Origin of the sequence: Sulfolobus tengchongensis (genome assembly GCF_036967215.1) — an archaeon.
Taxonomy (GTDB): domain Archaea; phylum Thermoproteota; class Thermoprotei_A; order Sulfolobales; family Sulfolobaceae; genus Saccharolobus; species Saccharolobus tengchongensis_A.
In genome coordinates this window covers 1,740,561-1,758,460 of sequence record NZ_CP146016.1, presented here as the reverse complement: position 1 = coordinate 1,758,460, position 17,900 = coordinate 1,740,561, and the positions used below count along the sequence as shown (strand labels likewise).

The window sequence follows — 17,900 nt, the reverse complement described above, 5'->3', positions numbered from 1 at the left end:
ATGTTACGATACTCTCAAATAAGAGTGGAGAATGTAAGAGAGATTTTTAAAAGTAATTTCGTAAAGAACAGATTATGATATAGAAAATCTATCTAAGGTGAGTGTCATTAAGTATTGTTCTTATTAGATATGCTTTAGAGTAAAAAAATGAGTGAATAATGAAATTCTAAATAATGTTCTTATAGCATGAAAACTAAACGTAAAACTCAACATTTTATGGCAAATGCAAACGGGTAAGGAGGAAAAGGAAAGAGTATTAAAGGAATGCACAAATGGGATGAGCGTGATTGCTAGGGTTGAAGGAAAGCCAATAGCTACAATATAAAGAGGAAGGTAGAAGAGGCTTACGTAAGCTTGACTCACTGTTTTGGGGGAATTTGAGACTGTTGTCTGAGATAGTAAAATACAACTGTTTTCTTAAATAACCGCTTTAAGCTATGTTGATAGGTGTTTATTCAGATATTACGCATATAATTAACATTGAGCTAGGTATATACTAAAGGTTTGTAGTTATATGGTAAATTTATATATAACTTACTGAAAATAAGCTTATATTGTTGAGTAAGATAAATCATTATTATGAAACTAAGGATAGGGATTATAGGTCTTAAAGGAGGTATTGGAAAAACAACCATAGCGTTGCATACGGCATTTTACCTTTCAAAGAAGTATAAAGTTCTTTACATTGACAAGGATTTTCTGTCAATGGGTTCCCTAATTTTAGGTTTTAATGGAAAGGGATTTCACAAGGCTATAGCGGATGATTTAGGTAAAGAGGAGTATGAGTATAAGGTAAATGACAATTTAACTATTTTCAAGATATATGGAGAGCCTAATACTGAAAAGACATTTTACGATATTGCTAAATTCAAAGGTGAAGAGAAGATAAGGTCAGCATATCTTGACGTGGTAAGAAGAAATTACGACGTAATTATAGTGGATTATGGAGTAGTATTTAGTTTAAAGGATCCCATTGTGTATGATGAATATGAATTGTTTGTGAATAACTTTAGTGAATATGTCATAAGTGGAATAGGGGTTACTAGTGCTGAAATGGAAAATATAACTTCAGCTATTAGCTATTTTACTAGGTTAAGAACTGAAATTGCGTTTAAGCCGTTGGCTTTTGTAATTAATATGGTACCACAAGAGCCTGAGGCTCAGAAAAAGTTAGGCGAGATAGCTTCTAAATTGAGGGGAGAAATAGATTGTGAGGTGTTATTGATACCATTTAAAGAAGAGTATTTACAATATAAGAACTTAGGAAACTATGAGGACTTTATACGCATAGGAAGAATAGTGGAATCGTATCTAAATAAATAAGTGAATTGAAGCATAGTGCGAGGGTTTGTCTATCCTTTGTAATCAATATCGCTTTCACAGAATACTTTGATATATAGAGAACTACATAAATTTACTTAAGATAGTTTACAAACACCCTCCCCGGTTAGTATACTACTTTAGTATCTTTTGTCTTTATGGACCTAACCCAGTGAGTAACTGGTGGAACGAATTTGTCCTCTGGTTCCACAATCACTTCTACCAGTGACGGAGTATTTTTAATTGCACTCCTTAACGTTTCTACTATTTCCTCATCTTTAGCTATTCTATACGCTGACAATCCAAATCCCTCTGCTATTTTAACATAATCTGGACTGGAGAAATTAGTCCCTACTACATCTCCGTAATTTATACTCATTTCCGCTCTTATCCAGCCGTACCCGCCGTTATTGAATAGTATTATAACCACGTTTGCGTTAACTCTTTTTATTGTTTCCAACTCTCCTGCTGAAAATCCAAAACTACCATCGCCAGTTAAGGAGACTATCAAACTATTAGGCCTAGCGAAGTAGGCCCCTACTGAAGCTGGGATAGCATATCCTAATCCACCTAAACCGTAATTGAAGATGAAGTACCTTCCAGCTCTCTTGGCCTTATAGAAGGCTGAAGTGTAAATTGCACCTATTCCAGGATCCGCTATTAATACCGAATCGTCTGGAGTTAAGCTCCAAAGTTCTCTAATGAATTTTAGAGGATTAACTACCTCTCTTTTCTCCTCGCTGATTTCTCTAATTTTTTCCTCAAATTTACTTCTATCTAAGAAGATGTTCTTTCTCGCTGGTAATCCCCTTCTCCTTATATTATCGATAATTAACCTCAACGTCGCTTTAGCATCGCCCAATACATTCACACTATCATAGTTATTTCCAATTTCAGCTTCGCTTATATCAATGTGAATTATCTTTTTATTCCTAGGTGGTATATTCCACTTATCAGTGTTAGCTGAGTCGGTATTACTCCCTACTAATATCACCAAATCCGCATTTTCCACTATGCCATTAGAAAAACTAGTTCCCCCTCTCCCACCTATAACACCTATTGAAAGAGGATTTGTTTCTGGGATACATCCCTTTCCAGTTATAGTAGTACCAACTGGTATTCCTAAAAGTTCAGCCAATTCTAAAACTTCATCCCACGCCATTGAATATAATGCTCCTTGACCGCAAATTAGTACCGGGAAATCACTCTTCAAAATGAGATCTGTAACCATATCTATAGTTTGACTATCTGGGATAGGTCTATAGGCGGGATATCTGGAAAACTCCTTTTGTGCTTTTAACATTGTTATTTTGTCTTTCTCTATTTCACCTTCTAAAACGTCAGAGGGAATTCTTACGTGAACTGGTCCCGGCTTTCCGGTTGTAGCTAGTCTAAATGCTCTCCTAATAGCATGAGCTAATTCCTCTGGCTTAGTTACAGTTATCGACTCCTTAGTTATTGGTTTAAATATGGAAGTTTGATCCAATGCCGTTAAGTAATTTAATTTCTCTCCATATAGCATAGTATCTGTTGTTATGATTATTAAAGGCGTTGAGGACTTATGGGCCTCAACTACTCCAGGTATCATGTATACAGAACCAACGCTGGGTCCTTCAACTACTCCGGGTTTAAAGGTTAGTTTAGCATAGGCATCTGCCATGTAAACGGCATTTCTCTCGTCTCTAGTTAATATATGTTGAATTTCACCTTTAAACTCTTCATATAGTGATAACGAAGTTTCTCCTGGCAAGCCGAAAACATGTTTTACCTCATACTCCTTTAAGAAAGATAATAGGAGCTTTGATGTCTTCATGGAATATTACTTGTTGTAAGTTCTAAAAAGCTTTATTCAATCGGAATAGGTTTCAATTGAGTTGATACGTTAACTAATCCAGTGAAAACTACTAAGACGAATTATTAAATTCTTAGTAATCAGTTAAGTGCCGAGTAAGTTCTGATATAAGGAATCTTATTATCTTTAAGGGTACACACTCTTTTTATGAAATTTCTAGATTACTTTTACCCTACCTTCTTATATAATTCTATTACGCCTAAATCATTACTCATTAAAATCGAATGAATGCGTTTTCGGTGAGAATCTACTCTGATAAATTTAACTAATTCATCAAAACGAGTTCTCATGAGAGCTATAATAAGGTTAAGTTAATGTTTAAGAATGAAACAAATTTAGTTTTACAATTATTTGTTATTTATATTTAATCTCATATTATAAAAATATACATTTATTGTTAAGGTTTAAGCTCTATCATTAACTGGTAAAGTAATTTTAAACCTTATCAAATTAAGGAATATAAGATCAACTTCTCTTATATAGATATGGTCTGGAAGAGAACCATTTCCGCAAAAGCCTTGGAAAAAGCTAAAAGTGCGGCAGTTAAGGTAGATGATAAAGTAATATTCATTGCAAACATTAATGGAACCCTTTACGCTATGGATGCTGTGTGCACGCATGCTAGATGTATATTAGGAAAATTGGATGAAGAAAAACTAACCGTAAGATGTTATTGTCATTTAGCTCTATTTGACTTAAAGACGGGTCAAATGTTAGAACCACCTTATGTCGCGCCAGATGCACCAAAGGAGAAACTGGGGCTAAAGACTTATCAAATAAGGGACAATAACGGGTGGATAGAAGTAGACGTCTAAACTATTTTTCTTATAGACGCAACCATTGGCCTTAGTACAACATCTATGGAACCGTTTAGGCTAGCCCAATACAAATTAGTAAACATTTTTTTCATATGATAATAAAGCGATATGGGGCCTAATGCTTTGCTCTTCTCGTAATTTAACCAGACTAGCATTCCTTCGCCTATACCAGAATATACTGCACACATCGCAGTACCGTCATATTTCTCTTTGCTTCTGTTTCCCTCTATCTCATATAAAATATTATTTACAACAACTTCTGCTTGAAAGTGAGCTGCTGCACCAGTTTTAGGTGTCGGAGTATTGTTTACATCGCCAACTACGAATACGCCATCTTTATGTATTAACGTATCTTTATCAACTGGTATTAACCCAGATTTGTCAGCCAATTCCGTAAAGCTAGTGAATATCGGTGTATCTATTATTAAGTGATCAAATTTCACCTTCTCCCCTTCTGTCGATACTATATACCTCTCATTATGATTTACCTCATTTATCACAAAGCCCTTATAAACCTTTATACCTAGCTCACTGGCTTTTTTATTAAACATGTTTGACATGGGAACTTGAAGTGGTGGCGGTTGCTTAGCTGGAATTATTACATTAACGTTAGCATCTGGGTATTTCCTCTTTATCAAGAAAGACAATTCCCAAGGCGCGGCAGGACATTTTATTATACCAGGAAGAGACCCAATTACGAAATTCTTCCCTTTAGGATTTAGGACTTCTTCTCTTATAGCCCTTACCTCATCTAAAGTATGGTAACCCCTCAAGTTAAATATTGACTTGTTTTGACCACCTGTGGCTATTATTAAGTAGTCACCTTCATACCTCTGTCCATCTTCAGTTATCACTGCCCTATCTTCCGGGATTATTTTAGTTGCCTTTGATTTAACCCACTTTATAGACTGTTTTAGCACTGATCTGGTGGGCATTTTTATCTTATCTTCTCCCACATCACCTATTATGTAATCAACTAAGCCAGGTTGATAGATATGATACTCGTTTGGCTCAATCACTGTGATATCTAATTTTCCAGCCAGTAAATTTGAAATTAAAGTACCAGCGTTCCCTCCTCCTACAATCACTAAGCGTTTCATAAGTAAATACTGTTAATAGTAGAATTTAAACTTAGTGGAAGATAAAATTTATATAAAAAATATTAAATTTATGAACAATCCCTCGATACTTCTATTTTTAAAAAGTCTTCCTCCTTACCCTTTTCTTCAATCTTCATCTTTACGTCATTCATTTGAAGAATATATCTTAGACTTAATAGCCAATCGTAGTCATTCATTAGAATTTCCACACCTTCATCGCAATCCTTAATCTTCTTAATTGCACTTAACATTATGGTTAACGGACTCCTCGAACCACAAGATTCTACTCTATCGAGTTTTACCCTCTCTATGATTTTCATGGCTCAGATCCTTTCTTAACTGGAGCTCCAACAATATTTCCCCATTCTGCCCAAGAGCCGTCGTAAACTCTGACTGCAGGGTATCCCAGTAAGTACTTTAATACGAACCATGTATGCGAGGCTCTCTCACCGATTCTGCAATACGTTATCACTTCCTTATCTGGAGATATACCAGCACTCTCAACTATCCTCCTCAACTCTTCTATGGATCTAAACTCTCCAGTCTCTGGATTAACTGCTTGTGACCATGGAAAACTAATTGCTCCAGGTATATGTCCTCCTACTTGCGTTTGTTCATCTGCGTACTCTGGCGGAGCCCTTATCTCACCAGTGTATTCCTTAGGTGATCTGACATCGACTAATATTGTAGTTTTTCCAACTTCGCCTTTAGTCACTTTTTGAAGAAGTTCCCAGAAGAAAGCTCTATGGCTTCCCCAATCAACCTTCTTAACCTTATAATTGCCTTTAGGATATTGTGGCTCTGTAGGTCCTTGTTCTGTAGGTAAATTTTCCTTCGCCCATTTTGTTCTTCCACCATTTAATATTCTTACATCATCATGACCATAAGCCTTAAACAGCCAGAAAGCATAAACTGCAAACCAATTATTGTAATCCCCATATAATACCACTATCGTATTATTATTTATCCCCTTATTCTCCATTAACTTTTCGAACTGATTAGGCTCTATGAAATCTCTCAGTACAGGATGCCTTAGATCTTCCCTCCATCTTATTAAGACTGCTCCCGGAATATGCCACACATTGTACGCGGTGTTTGGATCGTAATCTACTTCAACAATCCTTATGTTCGGATCCTTTAAGTGGTTTATTAACCACTTATTATCTACCACAACTTGTTGTTGTTGGCTCATTTTTACAACCCCTAATATATTTCTTCTTTAACGAGATTTATATATCTATTGAATTGTGCAAAATTGGCACTAAACGAAAAGTTTAAAAATAAGAATAGGATGTTTTCTATACCTATTTTTTAGGATAATTTCCATAATAACTCTCTTAACCTAACCACCTTTCCTACGACTAGCATTGAAGGGGAAGTCAGATTAAATTTGTGTAATTCCTTTAAGCTAGTTATGTGAACCTTTTGATCTGGATATGTACCCCTCTCTATTATTGCAACTTCCTCTGAGGGGTCTCTCCTAATCATCAATCCTTTGCTTATCTCTTCCATTCTTTTACTGCCCATTAAAACTACTAACGTCCCATAATCTGGAATTTTTTGAAAATCAAAGAGTTTTCCTCCTTGTGTAACTCCACTTACAACTGTTATCATATCCGAAATTCCGCTGAAGGTTAGCGGTATACCAGAGTAAGCTGGAACTGAGTTAACAGACGAAACGCCCGGTACTATTTCACATTCTATGCCATCCTTAGATAACTCGTAACAAATGTTGCCTCCTCGACCAAAAACATAAGGATCTCCGTTTTTTAGCCTAACTACCAGTTTATATTCTGACGCGTATTTCCTTAGTAGATCAATCTCCATATCATCACTTATGAGATATCTCACAATGCATGATGGTTTAGCGTAATTAATTAACTCCCTAGGTACTAGCTTATCATATATTATAACATCAGCACCTTGCAAATATTTGATCCCCTTTAACGTTATTAGCTCTGGATCACCCGGACCAGCTCCTACTAATACCACTTTACCTATACTAAGCCACCTCCTCTAATCGTTTACTTAACAATTCATGATATTCCCTATATCCCTCTATTTTCTTATCGAACTTATGTGGCTTCATTAGATCTTTGGTTTTCTCGTTACTCTTTAACCACTCAATTATTTTCTTATTTCCAAGTTTCCTAAATACATATTCTGCACTTTCGCCCAAATTCTTATTTTTCTCATACAACTCAAATAACGCTTCAGTCACATCTACTAATCTGTTTGCGGGTACTTGATAGAGATAAATGACGTTCTCTTCCCAATCTATCAATGGCTCTCCTAGAGAATCCTTACCTCCACCAATCTTTAACATGTAAAGTTCATATCCACTACCCACCCAACTTATTGGATGAGTAGCTGGCCTCGAGCACTGTGCAACGCATCCAGAGATACCTATTGATACTGGAATATCACTCCATCCCCTTCTTTCAAGTTCATCAATTAATTTCGGTAGAAATCTTTCAGAATCCGTAAATGACAACTTACATGTTGGAAAACCTACACACGCTGTGGAATTAACTCTTAACCTAGTGTACGGTTTACCATCCCTGACTCCATAGTTAAACTCCCTTAATATCTTCTCTATTTGCTCCTTTTGTTCTTCTTCTATTTCAGTGATCAGTAAATGTTGATTTGGAGTTATATATAGCCTCACATTATCGAAGTTGTCGACTATGTACCTTATCATGCTCTTTATCTTACCGTTCTTACCATCAATTAATCTCCCGTTTTCAACAAAAATTCCATAAGCCCATTTACTACCTAATTCTATCCATCCTAAGTGTAGATCTCTCCATCCTAGATCAACTTCCCTTACTTTCCCCAATGAGATCCCAGAGTATTCTTTTACTCTTTCCCTAAGCCAATTCAACCCCATCTTATAAACTACGTATTTAAATCTAGCCCAATGTCTATTTCTCCTATCTCCCCATTCTTGTTGTATTTTAACTAGAGAATCTAATACCTTAATTAACTCATCTTCACTGCCCACAGTTCCAAGCGGGAGTCCAAAGGCTGAAAACGTAGGGTAGGAATTATTCTCACCCATTGATCCACCAACGTATATTTGGTAGCCTACTACCTTGTCTTCCTCTATTATTGGAACTACACCTATATCATTTGCGCGTATCTCAACACAATTATCAATAACATACTTCCCATCAGTAGTTCTTACTACACCTGCTATTCCTATTTTAAACTTCCTAGGTAGCAAATTATCAGCATATTCAAAAGACTTCTCACTTGGTATATTTTCAGTTACTGGAATTTCAAAAACTTGAATGAAAAGTTCTGTGGGCAACCTAAAGTAATTAGCTATTTTTATCGCTAAGCTGTTGGAATCGAATATGTAGTACTTAGAGAGTGGGCACGCTATCGTGTTCCTTACGTTATCTCCACACCCATTAAGAGTCAAAAAACCAGATTGAGCTATTTCCCTAATAACGTTAACTAGATCCTTCTTCTTTACATGATGAAATTGAACTGCCTGCCTAGTAGTCAGTTTTAGAGAGGGCAAAGGATAACCAGTATAAGCATCTGAGATTGTGTACTTATTAGAAATGTCGTCTAATATTCTCCATTGATTCGGTCTTATTGGCCCACCTCCAGGAATTGGAACTCTAATCATGTAGATCCAATCTTTAACGTTGGTTAATTTCATTTTATCTCTATTAAATTCTAAATATATACCGAAACTTTTAGCTATTAATGATACTTCTTTTTCTAAATCGTCATGGGATAAATCGCGAAAAGAAGTATAAATGCCTATGGAGTCTTCTTTTAGACCTTTAACTTTTAGCTTTGCTTTCTCTTCCTCACTATAATCTTTTGGATCCGTCCTAAAAATCGGCTCTATTGGAATGCCTACTTCACCTCTTTTCTGTAATGGAGACCACACTCCTTATCGCTATTTTGTTCCCACCACCATCTACCTGCTCGTGGATGTTCCCACGGTTTAACGGGTCTAGTACAAGGTACACAGCCTATGCTCTTATATCCCTTATCGTAAAGTTTATTGTAAGGCACATTATTCTTCTTTATGTAATCCCAAACTTGCTCCCATGTCCAATCTGCTAATGGGTTTAGTTTTATTATTCCACCATTTACCTCATCTAGCTCAATTTTCTTAATACCTCCTCTTGTAAAGTTTTGCTCCCTTCTTAATCCGGTTATCCAAGCTTCCATCCCTTCCAATGCTCTCTTAAGAGGTCTAACTTTCCTTATTTCGCAACACATTTTCCTAAATTCTACACTTTTATAAAATAGATTAATTCCGTATTTATTAACCATATCTTCGACGTCCTTATAATCTGGGAAATATAACCTAACATCCGCATTATATTTCTTGGTTATTTCTTCTATAAGATCATAACTTTCTTGATGTAGCCTACCGGTATCTATTATGAAAACCTTTGGTTTTTCCACTACCCTACTTAGCATATCCAATATCACTATATCCTCTGCTTGTAAGCTACAAGCTAGAACTATTTTAGGATAAAACTTCTCAACTCCCCACTTTAATACTTCTAATGGCTCCTTCTCCTCAAAATAATCATTTAGAGCCTTTAGCTCCTCTTTGCCTAGCATCAGAATAACTGTATAAAGATTAATACTTTAGTGTTTCGATATGTGCAAAATTTGCACAAATAGCTAAATATATAAGCTTCCCCTTAATGAAAGTAACCTGTGAACCTATTAGGTCATGGAAGAGTTGAAATAATTGAAAGAGTTAAGGAATTTAAGGAATTTAGAGAGTTACAAAAAATTGAGGTAAAGAGACAATTAGCACATGAAATAATAAGTATAGCCTATGGCTTTCTCTCACCGTTAAAGGGTTTTATGACCTATAATGAGGTTGACTCAGTTGTAAATGAAATGAGGTTACCAAATGATATACTGTGGCCAATTCCTATCGTATTTGACTTAGCTCACAAAATAGATGTTAAAGAAGGTGACATAATAGGAATAACTTATTTGGGAAAGCCTTTAGCAGTTATGGAGATTAAAGAAATCTTCACCTACGACAAGGTAAAAATTGCTGAAAAAGTGTATAAGACGAAAGACATTAAGCACCCAGGGGTGAAGAGAACGTTAAATTACGCAGATAGATTCTTAGCTGGAGATATTTGGCTAGTTAATAAACTTAGGTTCAATATCCCATATTCTGATTTTTGGTTAACTCCAAGAATGCATAGAGAGGTTTTCGAAAAGAAGGGTTGGAAGAAAATAGTGGCATTCCAAACCAGAAATGTGCCTCATACTGGTCATGAATATTTGATGAAATACGCGTGGTTTGCTGCAAACGAAAATGAAAAAGTCGACGAACCTAGAACTGGAATCTTAGTCAATGTGGTAATAGGTGAGAAAAGAGTAGGCGATTATATTGATGAGGCTATACTCTTAACTCATGACGCCTTATCCAGATATGGTTATATAAGTAAAAAAGTACATCTCCTTTCATTTACCTTATGGGATATGAGGTATGCTGGACCTAGAGAAGCTGTTCTTCACGCAATAATTAGAAGTAATTTAGGCTGTACACATCACGTCTTTGGTAGGGATCATGCTGGAGTTGGAAACTATTATTCTCCATATGAAGCACATAAGATATTCGATAATATAGATGAAAAAGATCTTCTAATTAAACCTATTTTTTTGAGAGAAAACTATTATTGTCCTAAATGTGGAAGTATAGAAAACGAAATCCTCTGTGATCATAAGGATGAAAAACAAGAGTTCAGCGGAAGTTTATTGAGAAGCGTTATATTAGATGAGGTAAAACCCACTAAGATGGTGATGAGACCAGAAGTATATGACGTTTTAATGAAGACAGCTAAGGAATATGGGTTCGGAAGTCCCTTTGTTACTGAGGAGTACTTAGAGAAAAGACAGAAAATATTTGAATTGGGTGAGGAAAGGATATGAAGATATATATTTGGCTTAGTGAAGAAATAAGTAAGAAATTAGAGGAATTAGGTCTCAATTACGCTAAAGATGTTCTTGGAGGAATGAAAAGGATAGAGATAGAGGTTGAGGAAAATACTGTAAATGAAATTGTGAAGTTGTTCCCCAATGTAAAAGTAGATACGTCTACTACTAACTCTATTGAATTATTACCCAAACATTTCAAAAATGAGATTCTTAAAGTAATAATAGAAAAAAGAAAAGATCCTAAAGAAGCATTATTAGAAGCTTTAGAGACATTTAAGCGTTTAAGATAATAAGTGAGAGTGAGAAATAAGAACTTATTAGATTAAAAACGTGTTTTATGTCTATAATTATTCATTCAGTGTTATAATCACTTAACGTCTCTAAAGATAGGGGATATTTGGGAGTGAACTACTCTGGCCTTACGGACGAAGCATCCCCACTTCGCGATGAGGATTTCCTGCTTCTCTGGGAAAAATACTATACGCATAAACGTATAGCAGAGGTTCCCCCTCAGCAGGCAGTCCCAACCCTCATCAGCCCTACCAGCTCTTACAGCCTTATAGGGCTTAATAAAAATATTTTCCTTACATATGAAAACTTTTTCTATAAGGGGGCTATTCAACGGATGGGGACTTCCACCCCCTTAACCCCCCATTAATGTTAAATTCTTTAATACTGAAACATAGATCTTTAATTCTTCTCTCCAAAGATTTTTAATGATATATATATATATTATTTACTAGATATTTTTCTTTAGTAGTTAATTAGCTAAATAATCAACCCATCCATTATGTTAAATACTTATTATTAAAGTTTCCAACTTGTCACTATTTTTACGTCTTTTGGTATTCATAATACCAAAATAATTCATATTATCGATAGTTTGAGTCATAAACAACTAGGTAAAATATGTAATGAGAAAGTAAAAAGTAATTAGACAGGATACTCACTAATTTTATATAGAGCTTCTGTGTTAAACATTGACCAATTAAATAATATTCATCAATACTAAGTTTACGAAAACGCATGAAAAGACTTTATTACTTAACGTTCAGAATTTATATTTATGTGTTTTTTGAGGATTATTGAGGTTACAAGACCTATCATATCTAATGATATTGTACTATTAAGACGTGACATCTTTAGGAAACTTAAAGATGATATTTACTTAAGAGTTCTTAGTACTGATAAAAGGGGAGAAGAAATAAGCAAGAGCTATTTTTATTTTATTGTAGATAAGTTAAGGAAAATGAATCTACTCTTAGATAACGCTGTTTCCTTTAAAGCTGTTTTACCTTATGAGACTAAAAATAATACAGTACTTTTAGAAGATGGAATTCTCTACATATCAAGTAAAAAACAGATGATATTTTTCGACGCAGATGACCAATCAACATACATATGTAATAGCTGTACGCTTCTTTCATCATGTGTACCTGCTCTGAAGCAAATAGCATATGAATTAGGGATTCAAATAAGAAGTGATATTCCAAATATAGCTTGGTATAGGATTCTGGAAAGTATTAAAGAGATTATTATTCAGTATTCTGTTTCATTGAAACTTAAACTAGGAGAAATCCCAATCTCAAATAAGGTAAATTATAAGGAAGAAGAGGTGAAAAAAGTACGAATCCCCAGCAGATCTACAAATATTCAATCTACGGACTAATTGTAATGTTCATCACGTTCTCCTTAGGCTTGATCAGAGCGCTAATAGATAACAGCCTGATTAGAGCTTCAATGTCAGAAGAAGTACTAGTACTTCATATAATTTTCGCTATAATAACAGGGGGATTTGGGGTTTACCTTTATTACTTAGCTAAAAATACTGGATTGATTTTTCCGAAGTTTGTCGCTCTGGGCAACATATCTGCTATTGCAGTAGCTGGACTTTCTGGCCTTAGTTATTTACTTACCAGTAACGATAACTTCACCAGGATAATGCTCTACGGTTTTGAAGTTTCCTTAGCCTTAACATCAATGTTAGTAGGCTATTTATATTGCTTTATGAGAGTTTGTCAAAGGTAAAAGACATGAGACCATTAAAGATTTTTTCAATTCTTTTCTCATTTTATTCTTTACTCTCTATCATAAATTTAACACTAATCTCGAACATGTTAGTTTCTATTTTTTCCATTATTCTAGGGTTAATAGCATCGTTCTTCTTGAGAAAAGAGTTTAAGAACTTTACATCACGAATTGAGTTTAAAATACCTTATGCAGGCTCATATTTAATGTTACTTGGATATATGGGGATAATAATAGGGATACCTACATCATCTATTTCCGCCGTTCATTTATTGGGAATAACGTTAGTTCTAATTGGGGCATTATTTGTTGATATAGGAATCTTAACTGCCTTAGTAGTAGGTGGAATCAGGTTATATTCCCTTTGGAAAAATAAATGGCTTGTCATAATTTCAGTAATTTTTCTCTTTGGTCTAATCTTATCTTTTCCTCTACATAGAATAGGAGATATATTTTACATGATAGCCTCAATTCTAACTTTTATGAAATCCCCCTCCTAAAACTTAAACCACTTATTTACCCCTCGCAAAAATAATTTGACATAGCGAACTACTCTGCCTCTACGGATGAGGACTTCCGCCCCCTAACTCCTAAAGTTATTCAGTTGATATTATATAGTTAGCTAGACTTTCTATTTGAGACACACTTACAGCAGTTGTATTGCCTACATAGTTTATCATTACATAAGCATTTCCTTTATACGCACTATAAAGGACAACATACCCAGTAGAGTAAACACTAGTTACACCATGTGATGAAGGGTATACGTATAATATTATTAATTCGTCTCCAGCTGGATCAGTAAGAGTTTCGTATACTACTTGTGAATTCTTATAACTTTGTAGAAATATTAGCTTAGCATTGTATCCAGTACCTACATAAGAATAATTTAGACTCCACGATCCTCCAAGAAACTTAGTAATAGCTGATGTAGGGATAATAGTTAAGGTATGTGAGGAAGTTGTAGGTGTTGCTGATAGAAATCCTGCTGATAGTGCAGTTAAAATTATTACTAGTGCAATTACTTCACCAATGGTTACTTTCATATATCATCAAATTTATTTTTATAATATATACTTATAAACTTTGCTGTGAACCCCTATAGCCTTCTTCTTTCACATAAAAATAGAGATTTTTAAATTATATTCTATATAAGTAGACTTCGGTTTTAACGATTAAGCATTCATAGTTATTTTGTTTTAGAGGTTTATTTATCAATGAAAAATAGCCTATATGAGTTTTCAAAATTAATTAAGAATTTTTAACTTACTCTATATAAATAAAAATCTCCTAATTTGTTTCAGCTTATATGCTAACTAAGTAATAATATAATATATAAAAAATAAGAATAGTTTAATCATTAATCTTTGAACAATAAGTTGTATTTACGTTCTTATAAAGTATGTTAAAAATCACGGTTTATAACGGAAACAGATAATAGCTTTAACTTAAAACTCTTCTAATCCAGCCAAAATAAATTACAAATTGACAAATTTTTAGAACCACAGATATCGCAATTCTCTGCATTCAATTCATTTATGCTTCCATATATTTTACAAACTTTATATATTCCTCCATTTCTATATCCTCTGCTAAGAATTTTCTCTTTAATCATTCTTGCAAATAAACCCCCTTCTATATACAATAAAGTTAAAGAAAATGAAGAAAGCTGATTAATGTAGGAACTATGAAGAAAGACTGTTCCTTAATGGTGTTAAAATCAAAATAGTGAGAGTGTGAGATTGCAAACTTAAACTCATAACTTAACAGTACAGAAAAATCACGATATCAAGATTTGATTTATATAAGGAGGATGAAAGATTCCAGGATAATCGTATTCTTTAAAATTAAGTTTTATATTAGAAACCGATATTAACATAAATATATAACTTAAAAATTTAAAAATTCCGAGACTACATGTTTACTTCTTGGAAAATTTTATGTTTAGGCCTATCTTCAATTATTGACTTACCGTATTTAATGGTCTCTTTATAAGCCATACTTGCCGTGAACCTTCTAAAGGAGTCCAAGTCTTCCCATTCGCTATAAATTAAGTATTCTGAGGGATTATCCACATTCTTATATAGTTTAGCATCCTTAAAGCCAGGGAATGTCTTTAAATACTCAACTACATCTTTAAACTTCTTTTCAAATTCCTCCTCATAACCCTTCTTGACTTTATAATAAAAGCCGACGTTAATCATTTCTTGTACACCACATAGTGATATAATGATATTGCCTCTCCCAACATTATAAATATTAATCCTAAATCAATGCCGAATAGGTTAGAAGCAAAACCAGTTGATGGTATCACCCATAATTGAGCAGCCAAAACTACTGACAGTATGAAAAGTATTGAAATTAATATTTCGGCAAACGTTTTTTTAGCTTCACTTTTTACCTCAACCTTACCAGAAGCATTTGCAAATGGAATGTTGGATGGATTATTAGCCAGTATCTTTACAGTGTTATCCTGTTGCGTAATCTGTATGCTCGATGACATACTCTTATCTTCTTTAGGTGATGGTAATGCATACATACCTATCGCTATAAGAATAGCAGGAGGTAAAAACGCCATTACTTGTTGGTTGAATGGTATTGGAACACCTGGAGTTAAATCTCCCCATATGGTATTTTGAATTAAATATGTCAGCATTAATATGCCAATTCCCGTAAATACTTTCCTCTTTAATGGATGTAACTCTGGGCTTCTATCTAGAAATGGTACTAGGATAAGATATAACAACGGAATTATTGAAGATATTAATAGAAATATCAGTACGTTCGACGTAAAGTCAGCTATCTTATATAGAAATAAGAAGAACCATGGAGGATAAGTCGTTATATGAGCCGCTGCTGGAGAATTTGGTGGAGGAGCAGGTTTTGGATTTAGGAATGGATTCAACTGCTGGGGCAAACTAGGTAGATAGGCTAGAGCATCTGGTATTAAGAGTATGAAGCCCCAAGTTAAAAACACCAAAGATATCATATAAACGAAGTTTCTAGGCCACCATGGATTAAATCTCATCCATTCCTCTTTTGTATAAATTGCTGGAGCCTTTGATTTCTCCTTTCTTGAGGGCATCATTCCATAGTGTTCTGCTAAGAAGAAATGAAAGACGAATAACACTCCTATCAACGCAGCGAATATTATATGAAGTGCTAGGACTCTACCATATTGTCCAGCATCATAATTACCGAAGAGAATAGGAACGAATCCAGATAATCCTGGAATTGATGATACTATACCAGAGCCCACATCTACAGCACTCGTGGCCAATGCGTCTCCTATTAAGCTATATCCTAAGAAAGCTGTACCTAACGTTAACACTAGCATTATCACGCCAATAATCCATAACAGCTCTCTGGGTTTTTTATAAGCTCCAGCGAAATAGTTCCTAAACATGTGAACATACGCTAAAATAATCATTGCATAAGCACCATAGAGGTGGCTATACAATACTACTGAGCCATAAGGTACGCTTTGTATGATAAACATAGTTGATTCATAGCCTTGATCTGGATTATAGTATAATAATAGGATCAATCCAGATATAACGGTATATATGAATGCCGATGCTACTAGTGCTCCTAACCAATAATTTACCTTGTACATATAGTCTGGCGTTCTAAAGAATGGTAAATCATCTAATCCCAGTCTTTCTCTAAACCAACTTGAAACCTTATCGCTCATAAAATTAAATTGGAAATTTATTAGAAAAGGATTTAGCGTTGGACTGATATTAAAGAAAACGGAAAGAGTATAAGGTATTTGTCTCGTTATTTATAAAATGTAATAAAAATAGGTTAGATAAAAACAAAAATTTAACCTCCACTGAATGGATCTTCCACTTCACTTACTGTAGTTTTATTTCCAACTGGAGAGCCAAAACTACTATCTAGATCACTTTTTGGATTTTGTGACGGAGTTCCATTAGAACCCGTCGGATATACGCCAACACCTACAGAACCAGTTGCATATAAGTAGTCAGTACTAGAATCCCACTCTAAGATTACTGCTGGCAATGGTCTTAACGTGGGTCCAGTTAATACTGCAGCTCCATGATAAGGATCATACGTAGAACCGTGACAATCACAATGAATTAATGCCGGTACTTTAGCTTGCTTTGCTGCCAATAGCGCTTGTGCAGTTAATTGATCTGGTTCAGAGGCTGATAATTGTGAAGGATTAACATATTGTGGTGGATAGAAATGAATGTAAGGTGGCGTACAACCTAAGTGTTGACAAATCGCACTATATGCTACAATTGATTTATTAGGTCCAACTCCACCAGGAAAATCGTATGTGTCTCCAGTTTGTGGTATAACTACCTTGCTAGGTGGTATTTCTACTGGTTTACCAGAAGAATCTCCAAGGTTTAGTAAAAAGTTAGGTTCTCCTGTCATAGGATATTCAAATAAAACAATGTATGGACTATTAACTGGAAGACTTGAAGCCTTTATCGGATTACCAGAAGCATCTACTAGAAGTGATTTAGGAAATCCAGATACGGCAGTAACATTGGGAGGCACTACTACCTCAACTCCAGGGATTATCCCGGCTATTGCAGCTGCGGCTATTCCAAATATTAACCCTTTAAGAAATCTTCTTCTCTTTTCATCAACGCTTCCAACGTTCTTATTTACATAATTAAATAAATAATCGCTACCTTTTTCTATAAATTGAACCGTATCAAATCTAGTCTTTGGATCTCTCATCTTAGCTAAAAGCTTCCTTATAAACTGCAAATCAGAATAATTTAATACGCCCTTTTCCTCCTTACCTAGTCTTATTTTTATCATTATATCACAAAAAATATATTTCATTCCCTTGCATTT

Annotated in this window: 19 protein-coding genes; 7 read left to right on the top strand and 12 right to left on the bottom strand. The window is 34.7% G+C overall.

The window, feature by feature from the left end; translation table 11 throughout:
- Positions 1-579 precede the first annotated feature (579 nt).
- Entirely contained in the window at positions 580-1,323 is a 744-nt protein-coding gene (locus V6M85_RS08395) for a MinD/ParA family ATP-binding protein (RefSeq protein ID WP_338598710.1), read from the top strand.
- A 124-nt stretch (positions 1,324-1,447) separates the two neighbouring features.
- On the opposite strand, the gene V6M85_RS08390 is transcribed toward V6M85_RS08395, so the two are convergent.
- The gene (locus tag V6M85_RS08390) at positions 1,448-3,133 is read right to left on the bottom strand and encodes a thiamine pyrophosphate-binding protein (RefSeq protein ID WP_338598707.1); all 1,686 of its coding nucleotides are present in this window, start codon (positions 3,131-3,133) and stop codon (positions 1,448-1,450) included.
- Positions 3,134-3,657: 524 nt separating this feature from the next.
- On the opposite strand from V6M85_RS08390, the gene sdx reads away from it, so the two are divergent.
- Entirely contained in the window at positions 3,658-3,987 is a 330-nt protein-coding gene (sdx, locus tag V6M85_RS08385; protein WP_338598705.1) for a sulredoxin, read from the top strand.
- Here sdx and V6M85_RS08380 read toward each other — a convergent pair.
- The 6 genes from V6M85_RS08380 to V6M85_RS08355 all read right to left on the bottom strand — a co-directional run bounded on the left by V6M85_RS08380 (position 3,984) and on the right by V6M85_RS08355 (position 9,689).
- On the bottom strand, positions 3,984-5,090 hold the full coding sequence (locus V6M85_RS08380; RefSeq protein WP_338598704.1) for an FAD/NAD(P)-binding oxidoreductase: 1,107 nt from the start codon (positions 5,088-5,090) through the stop codon (positions 3,984-3,986). The genes sdx and V6M85_RS08380 overlap by 4 nt on opposite strands.
- Before the next feature lie 68 nt (positions 5,091-5,158).
- The gene (locus V6M85_RS08375) at positions 5,159-5,410 is read right to left on the bottom strand and encodes a hypothetical protein (RefSeq protein WP_338598703.1); all 252 of its coding nucleotides are present in this window, start codon (positions 5,408-5,410) and stop codon (positions 5,159-5,161) included.
- Positions 5,407-6,282 (bottom strand): sulfurtransferase, encoded by an 876-nt coding sequence (locus V6M85_RS08370; protein ID WP_338598702.1) that lies wholly within the window; start codon positions 6,280-6,282, stop codon positions 5,407-5,409. The genes V6M85_RS08375 and V6M85_RS08370 overlap by 4 nt, the downstream gene beginning before the upstream one ends.
- Positions 6,283-6,401: 119 nt before the next feature.
- Positions 6,402-7,091, bottom strand: a complete 690-nt coding sequence (gene cobA, locus V6M85_RS08365; protein WP_338604689.1) for a uroporphyrinogen-III C-methyltransferase — start codon at positions 7,089-7,091, stop codon at positions 6,402-6,404.
- A 1-nt stretch (position 7,092) separates the two neighbouring features.
- Complete coding sequence (locus V6M85_RS08360; RefSeq protein WP_338598700.1) at positions 7,093-9,000, bottom strand: nitrite/sulfite reductase; 1,908 nt, start codon at positions 8,998-9,000, stop codon at positions 7,093-7,095.
- A complete protein-coding gene (locus V6M85_RS08355) occupies positions 8,967-9,689 on the bottom strand; it encodes a phosphoadenylyl-sulfate reductase (protein ID WP_338598698.1) in 723 nt (240 codons plus the stop codon). Before V6M85_RS08355 ends, V6M85_RS08360 begins: the two co-directional genes overlap by 34 nt.
- A gap of 99 nt (positions 9,690-9,788) precedes the next feature.
- Between V6M85_RS08355 and sat the strand changes: the two genes are divergently transcribed.
- Both sat and V6M85_RS08345 read left to right on the top strand, forming a co-directional pair.
- On the top strand, positions 9,789-11,027 hold the full coding sequence (sat, locus tag V6M85_RS08350; protein ID WP_338598696.1) for a sulfate adenylyltransferase: 1,239 nt from the start codon (positions 9,789-9,791) through the stop codon (positions 11,025-11,027).
- Positions 11,024-11,323 carry a DUF6955 family protein gene (locus V6M85_RS08345; RefSeq protein ID WP_338598694.1) on the top strand — a complete coding sequence of 100 codons (300 nt, stop codon included), beginning with the start codon at positions 11,024-11,026 and terminating at the stop codon, positions 11,321-11,323. The genes sat and V6M85_RS08345 overlap by 4 nt, the downstream gene beginning before the upstream one ends.
- A 77-nt stretch (positions 11,324-11,400) precedes the next feature.
- Here the strand turns inward: V6M85_RS08345 and V6M85_RS08340 are convergent, their stop codons facing one another.
- A complete protein-coding gene (locus V6M85_RS08340) occupies positions 11,401-11,655 on the bottom strand; it encodes a hypothetical protein (RefSeq protein WP_338598693.1) in 255 nt (84 codons plus the stop codon).
- Between the two features lie 444 nt (positions 11,656-12,099).
- On the opposite strand from V6M85_RS08340, the gene V6M85_RS08335 reads away from it, so the two are divergent.
- Genes V6M85_RS08335 through V6M85_RS08325 form a run of 3 tightly spaced genes read left to right on the top strand, consistent with a single transcriptional unit; the run spans position 12,100 to position 13,561 of the window.
- Complete coding sequence (locus tag V6M85_RS08335) at positions 12,100-12,702, top strand: hypothetical protein (RefSeq protein ID WP_338598692.1); 603 nt, start codon at positions 12,100-12,102, stop codon at positions 12,700-12,702.
- 5 nt (positions 12,703-12,707) lie between these two features.
- Entirely contained in the window at positions 12,708-13,061 is a 354-nt protein-coding gene (locus tag V6M85_RS08330) for a hypothetical protein (protein WP_338598691.1), read from the top strand.
- 5 nt (positions 13,062-13,066) lie between these two features.
- Complete coding sequence (locus tag V6M85_RS08325) at positions 13,067-13,561, top strand: hypothetical protein (RefSeq protein ID WP_338598689.1); 495 nt, start codon at positions 13,067-13,069, stop codon at positions 13,559-13,561.
- A gap of 96 nt (positions 13,562-13,657) precedes the next feature.
- On the opposite strand, the gene V6M85_RS08320 is transcribed toward V6M85_RS08325, so the two are convergent.
- From V6M85_RS08320 to soxL2, 4 genes are all read right to left on the bottom strand, one after another.
- The gene (locus V6M85_RS08320) at positions 13,658-14,107 is read right to left on the bottom strand and encodes a hypothetical protein (protein WP_338598687.1); all 450 of its coding nucleotides are present in this window, start codon (positions 14,105-14,107) and stop codon (positions 13,658-13,660) included.
- A gap of 867 nt (positions 14,108-14,974) precedes the next feature.
- Complete coding sequence (locus V6M85_RS08315) at positions 14,975-15,265, bottom strand: antibiotic biosynthesis monooxygenase (protein ID WP_338598685.1); 291 nt, start codon at positions 15,263-15,265, stop codon at positions 14,975-14,977.
- The gene (locus tag V6M85_RS08310; RefSeq protein WP_338598683.1) at positions 15,262-16,755 is read right to left on the bottom strand and encodes a cytochrome bc complex cytochrome b subunit; all 1,494 of its coding nucleotides are present in this window, start codon (positions 16,753-16,755) and stop codon (positions 15,262-15,264) included. The genes V6M85_RS08315 and V6M85_RS08310 overlap by 4 nt, the downstream gene beginning before the upstream one ends.
- A gap of 131 nt (positions 16,756-16,886) precedes the next feature.
- Complete coding sequence (soxL2, locus tag V6M85_RS08305; RefSeq protein ID WP_338604687.1) at positions 16,887-17,864, bottom strand: Rieske iron-sulfur protein SoxL2; 978 nt, start codon at positions 17,862-17,864, stop codon at positions 16,887-16,889.
- Between the last annotated feature and the right edge of the window lie 36 nt (positions 17,865-17,900).

Excerpts from the sequence above, each read along its gene's own strand:
- V6M85_RS08395 (WP_338598710.1), top strand. The coding sequence starts at position 580 with ATGAAACTAAGGATAGGGATTATAGGTCTTAAAGGAGGTATTGGAAAA.
- V6M85_RS08390 (WP_338598707.1), bottom strand. The coding sequence starts at position 3,133 with ATGAAGACATCAAAGCTCCTATTATCTTTCTTAAAGGAGTATGAGGTA.
- sdx (WP_338598705.1), top strand. The coding sequence starts at position 3,658 with ATGGTCTGGAAGAGAACCATTTCCGCAAAAGCCTTGGAAAAAGCTAAA.
- V6M85_RS08380 (WP_338598704.1), bottom strand. The coding sequence starts at position 5,090 with ATGAAACGCTTAGTGATTGTAGGAGGAGGGAACGCTGGTACTTTAATT.
- V6M85_RS08375 (WP_338598703.1), bottom strand. The coding sequence starts at position 5,410 with ATGAAAATCATAGAGAGGGTAAAACTCGATAGAGTAGAATCTTGTGGT.
- V6M85_RS08370 (WP_338598702.1), bottom strand. The coding sequence starts at position 6,282 with ATGAGCCAACAACAACAAGTTGTGGTAGATAATAAGTGGTTAATAAAC.
- V6M85_RS08355 (WP_338598698.1), bottom strand. The coding sequence starts at position 9,689 with ATGCTAGGCAAAGAGGAGCTAAAGGCTCTAAATGATTATTTTGAGGAG.
- V6M85_RS08345 (WP_338598694.1), top strand. The coding sequence starts at position 11,024 with ATGAAGATATATATTTGGCTTAGTGAAGAAATAAGTAAGAAATTAGAG.
- V6M85_RS08335 (WP_338598692.1), top strand. The coding sequence starts at position 12,100 with ATGTGTTTTTTGAGGATTATTGAGGTTACAAGACCTATCATATCTAAT.
- V6M85_RS08330 (WP_338598691.1), top strand. The coding sequence starts at position 12,708 with ATGTTCATCACGTTCTCCTTAGGCTTGATCAGAGCGCTAATAGATAAC.
- V6M85_RS08325 (WP_338598689.1), top strand. The coding sequence starts at position 13,067 with ATGAGACCATTAAAGATTTTTTCAATTCTTTTCTCATTTTATTCTTTA.
- V6M85_RS08320 (WP_338598687.1), bottom strand. The coding sequence starts at position 14,107 with ATGAAAGTAACCATTGGTGAAGTAATTGCACTAGTAATAATTTTAACT.
- V6M85_RS08315 (WP_338598685.1), bottom strand. The coding sequence starts at position 15,265 with ATGATTAACGTCGGCTTTTATTATAAAGTCAAGAAGGGTTATGAGGAG.
- V6M85_RS08310 (WP_338598683.1), bottom strand. The coding sequence starts at position 16,755 with ATGAGCGATAAGGTTTCAAGTTGGTTTAGAGAAAGACTGGGATTAGAT.
- soxL2 (WP_338604687.1), bottom strand. The coding sequence starts at position 17,864 with ATGATAAAAATAAGACTAGGTAAGGAGGAAAAGGGCGTATTAAATTAT.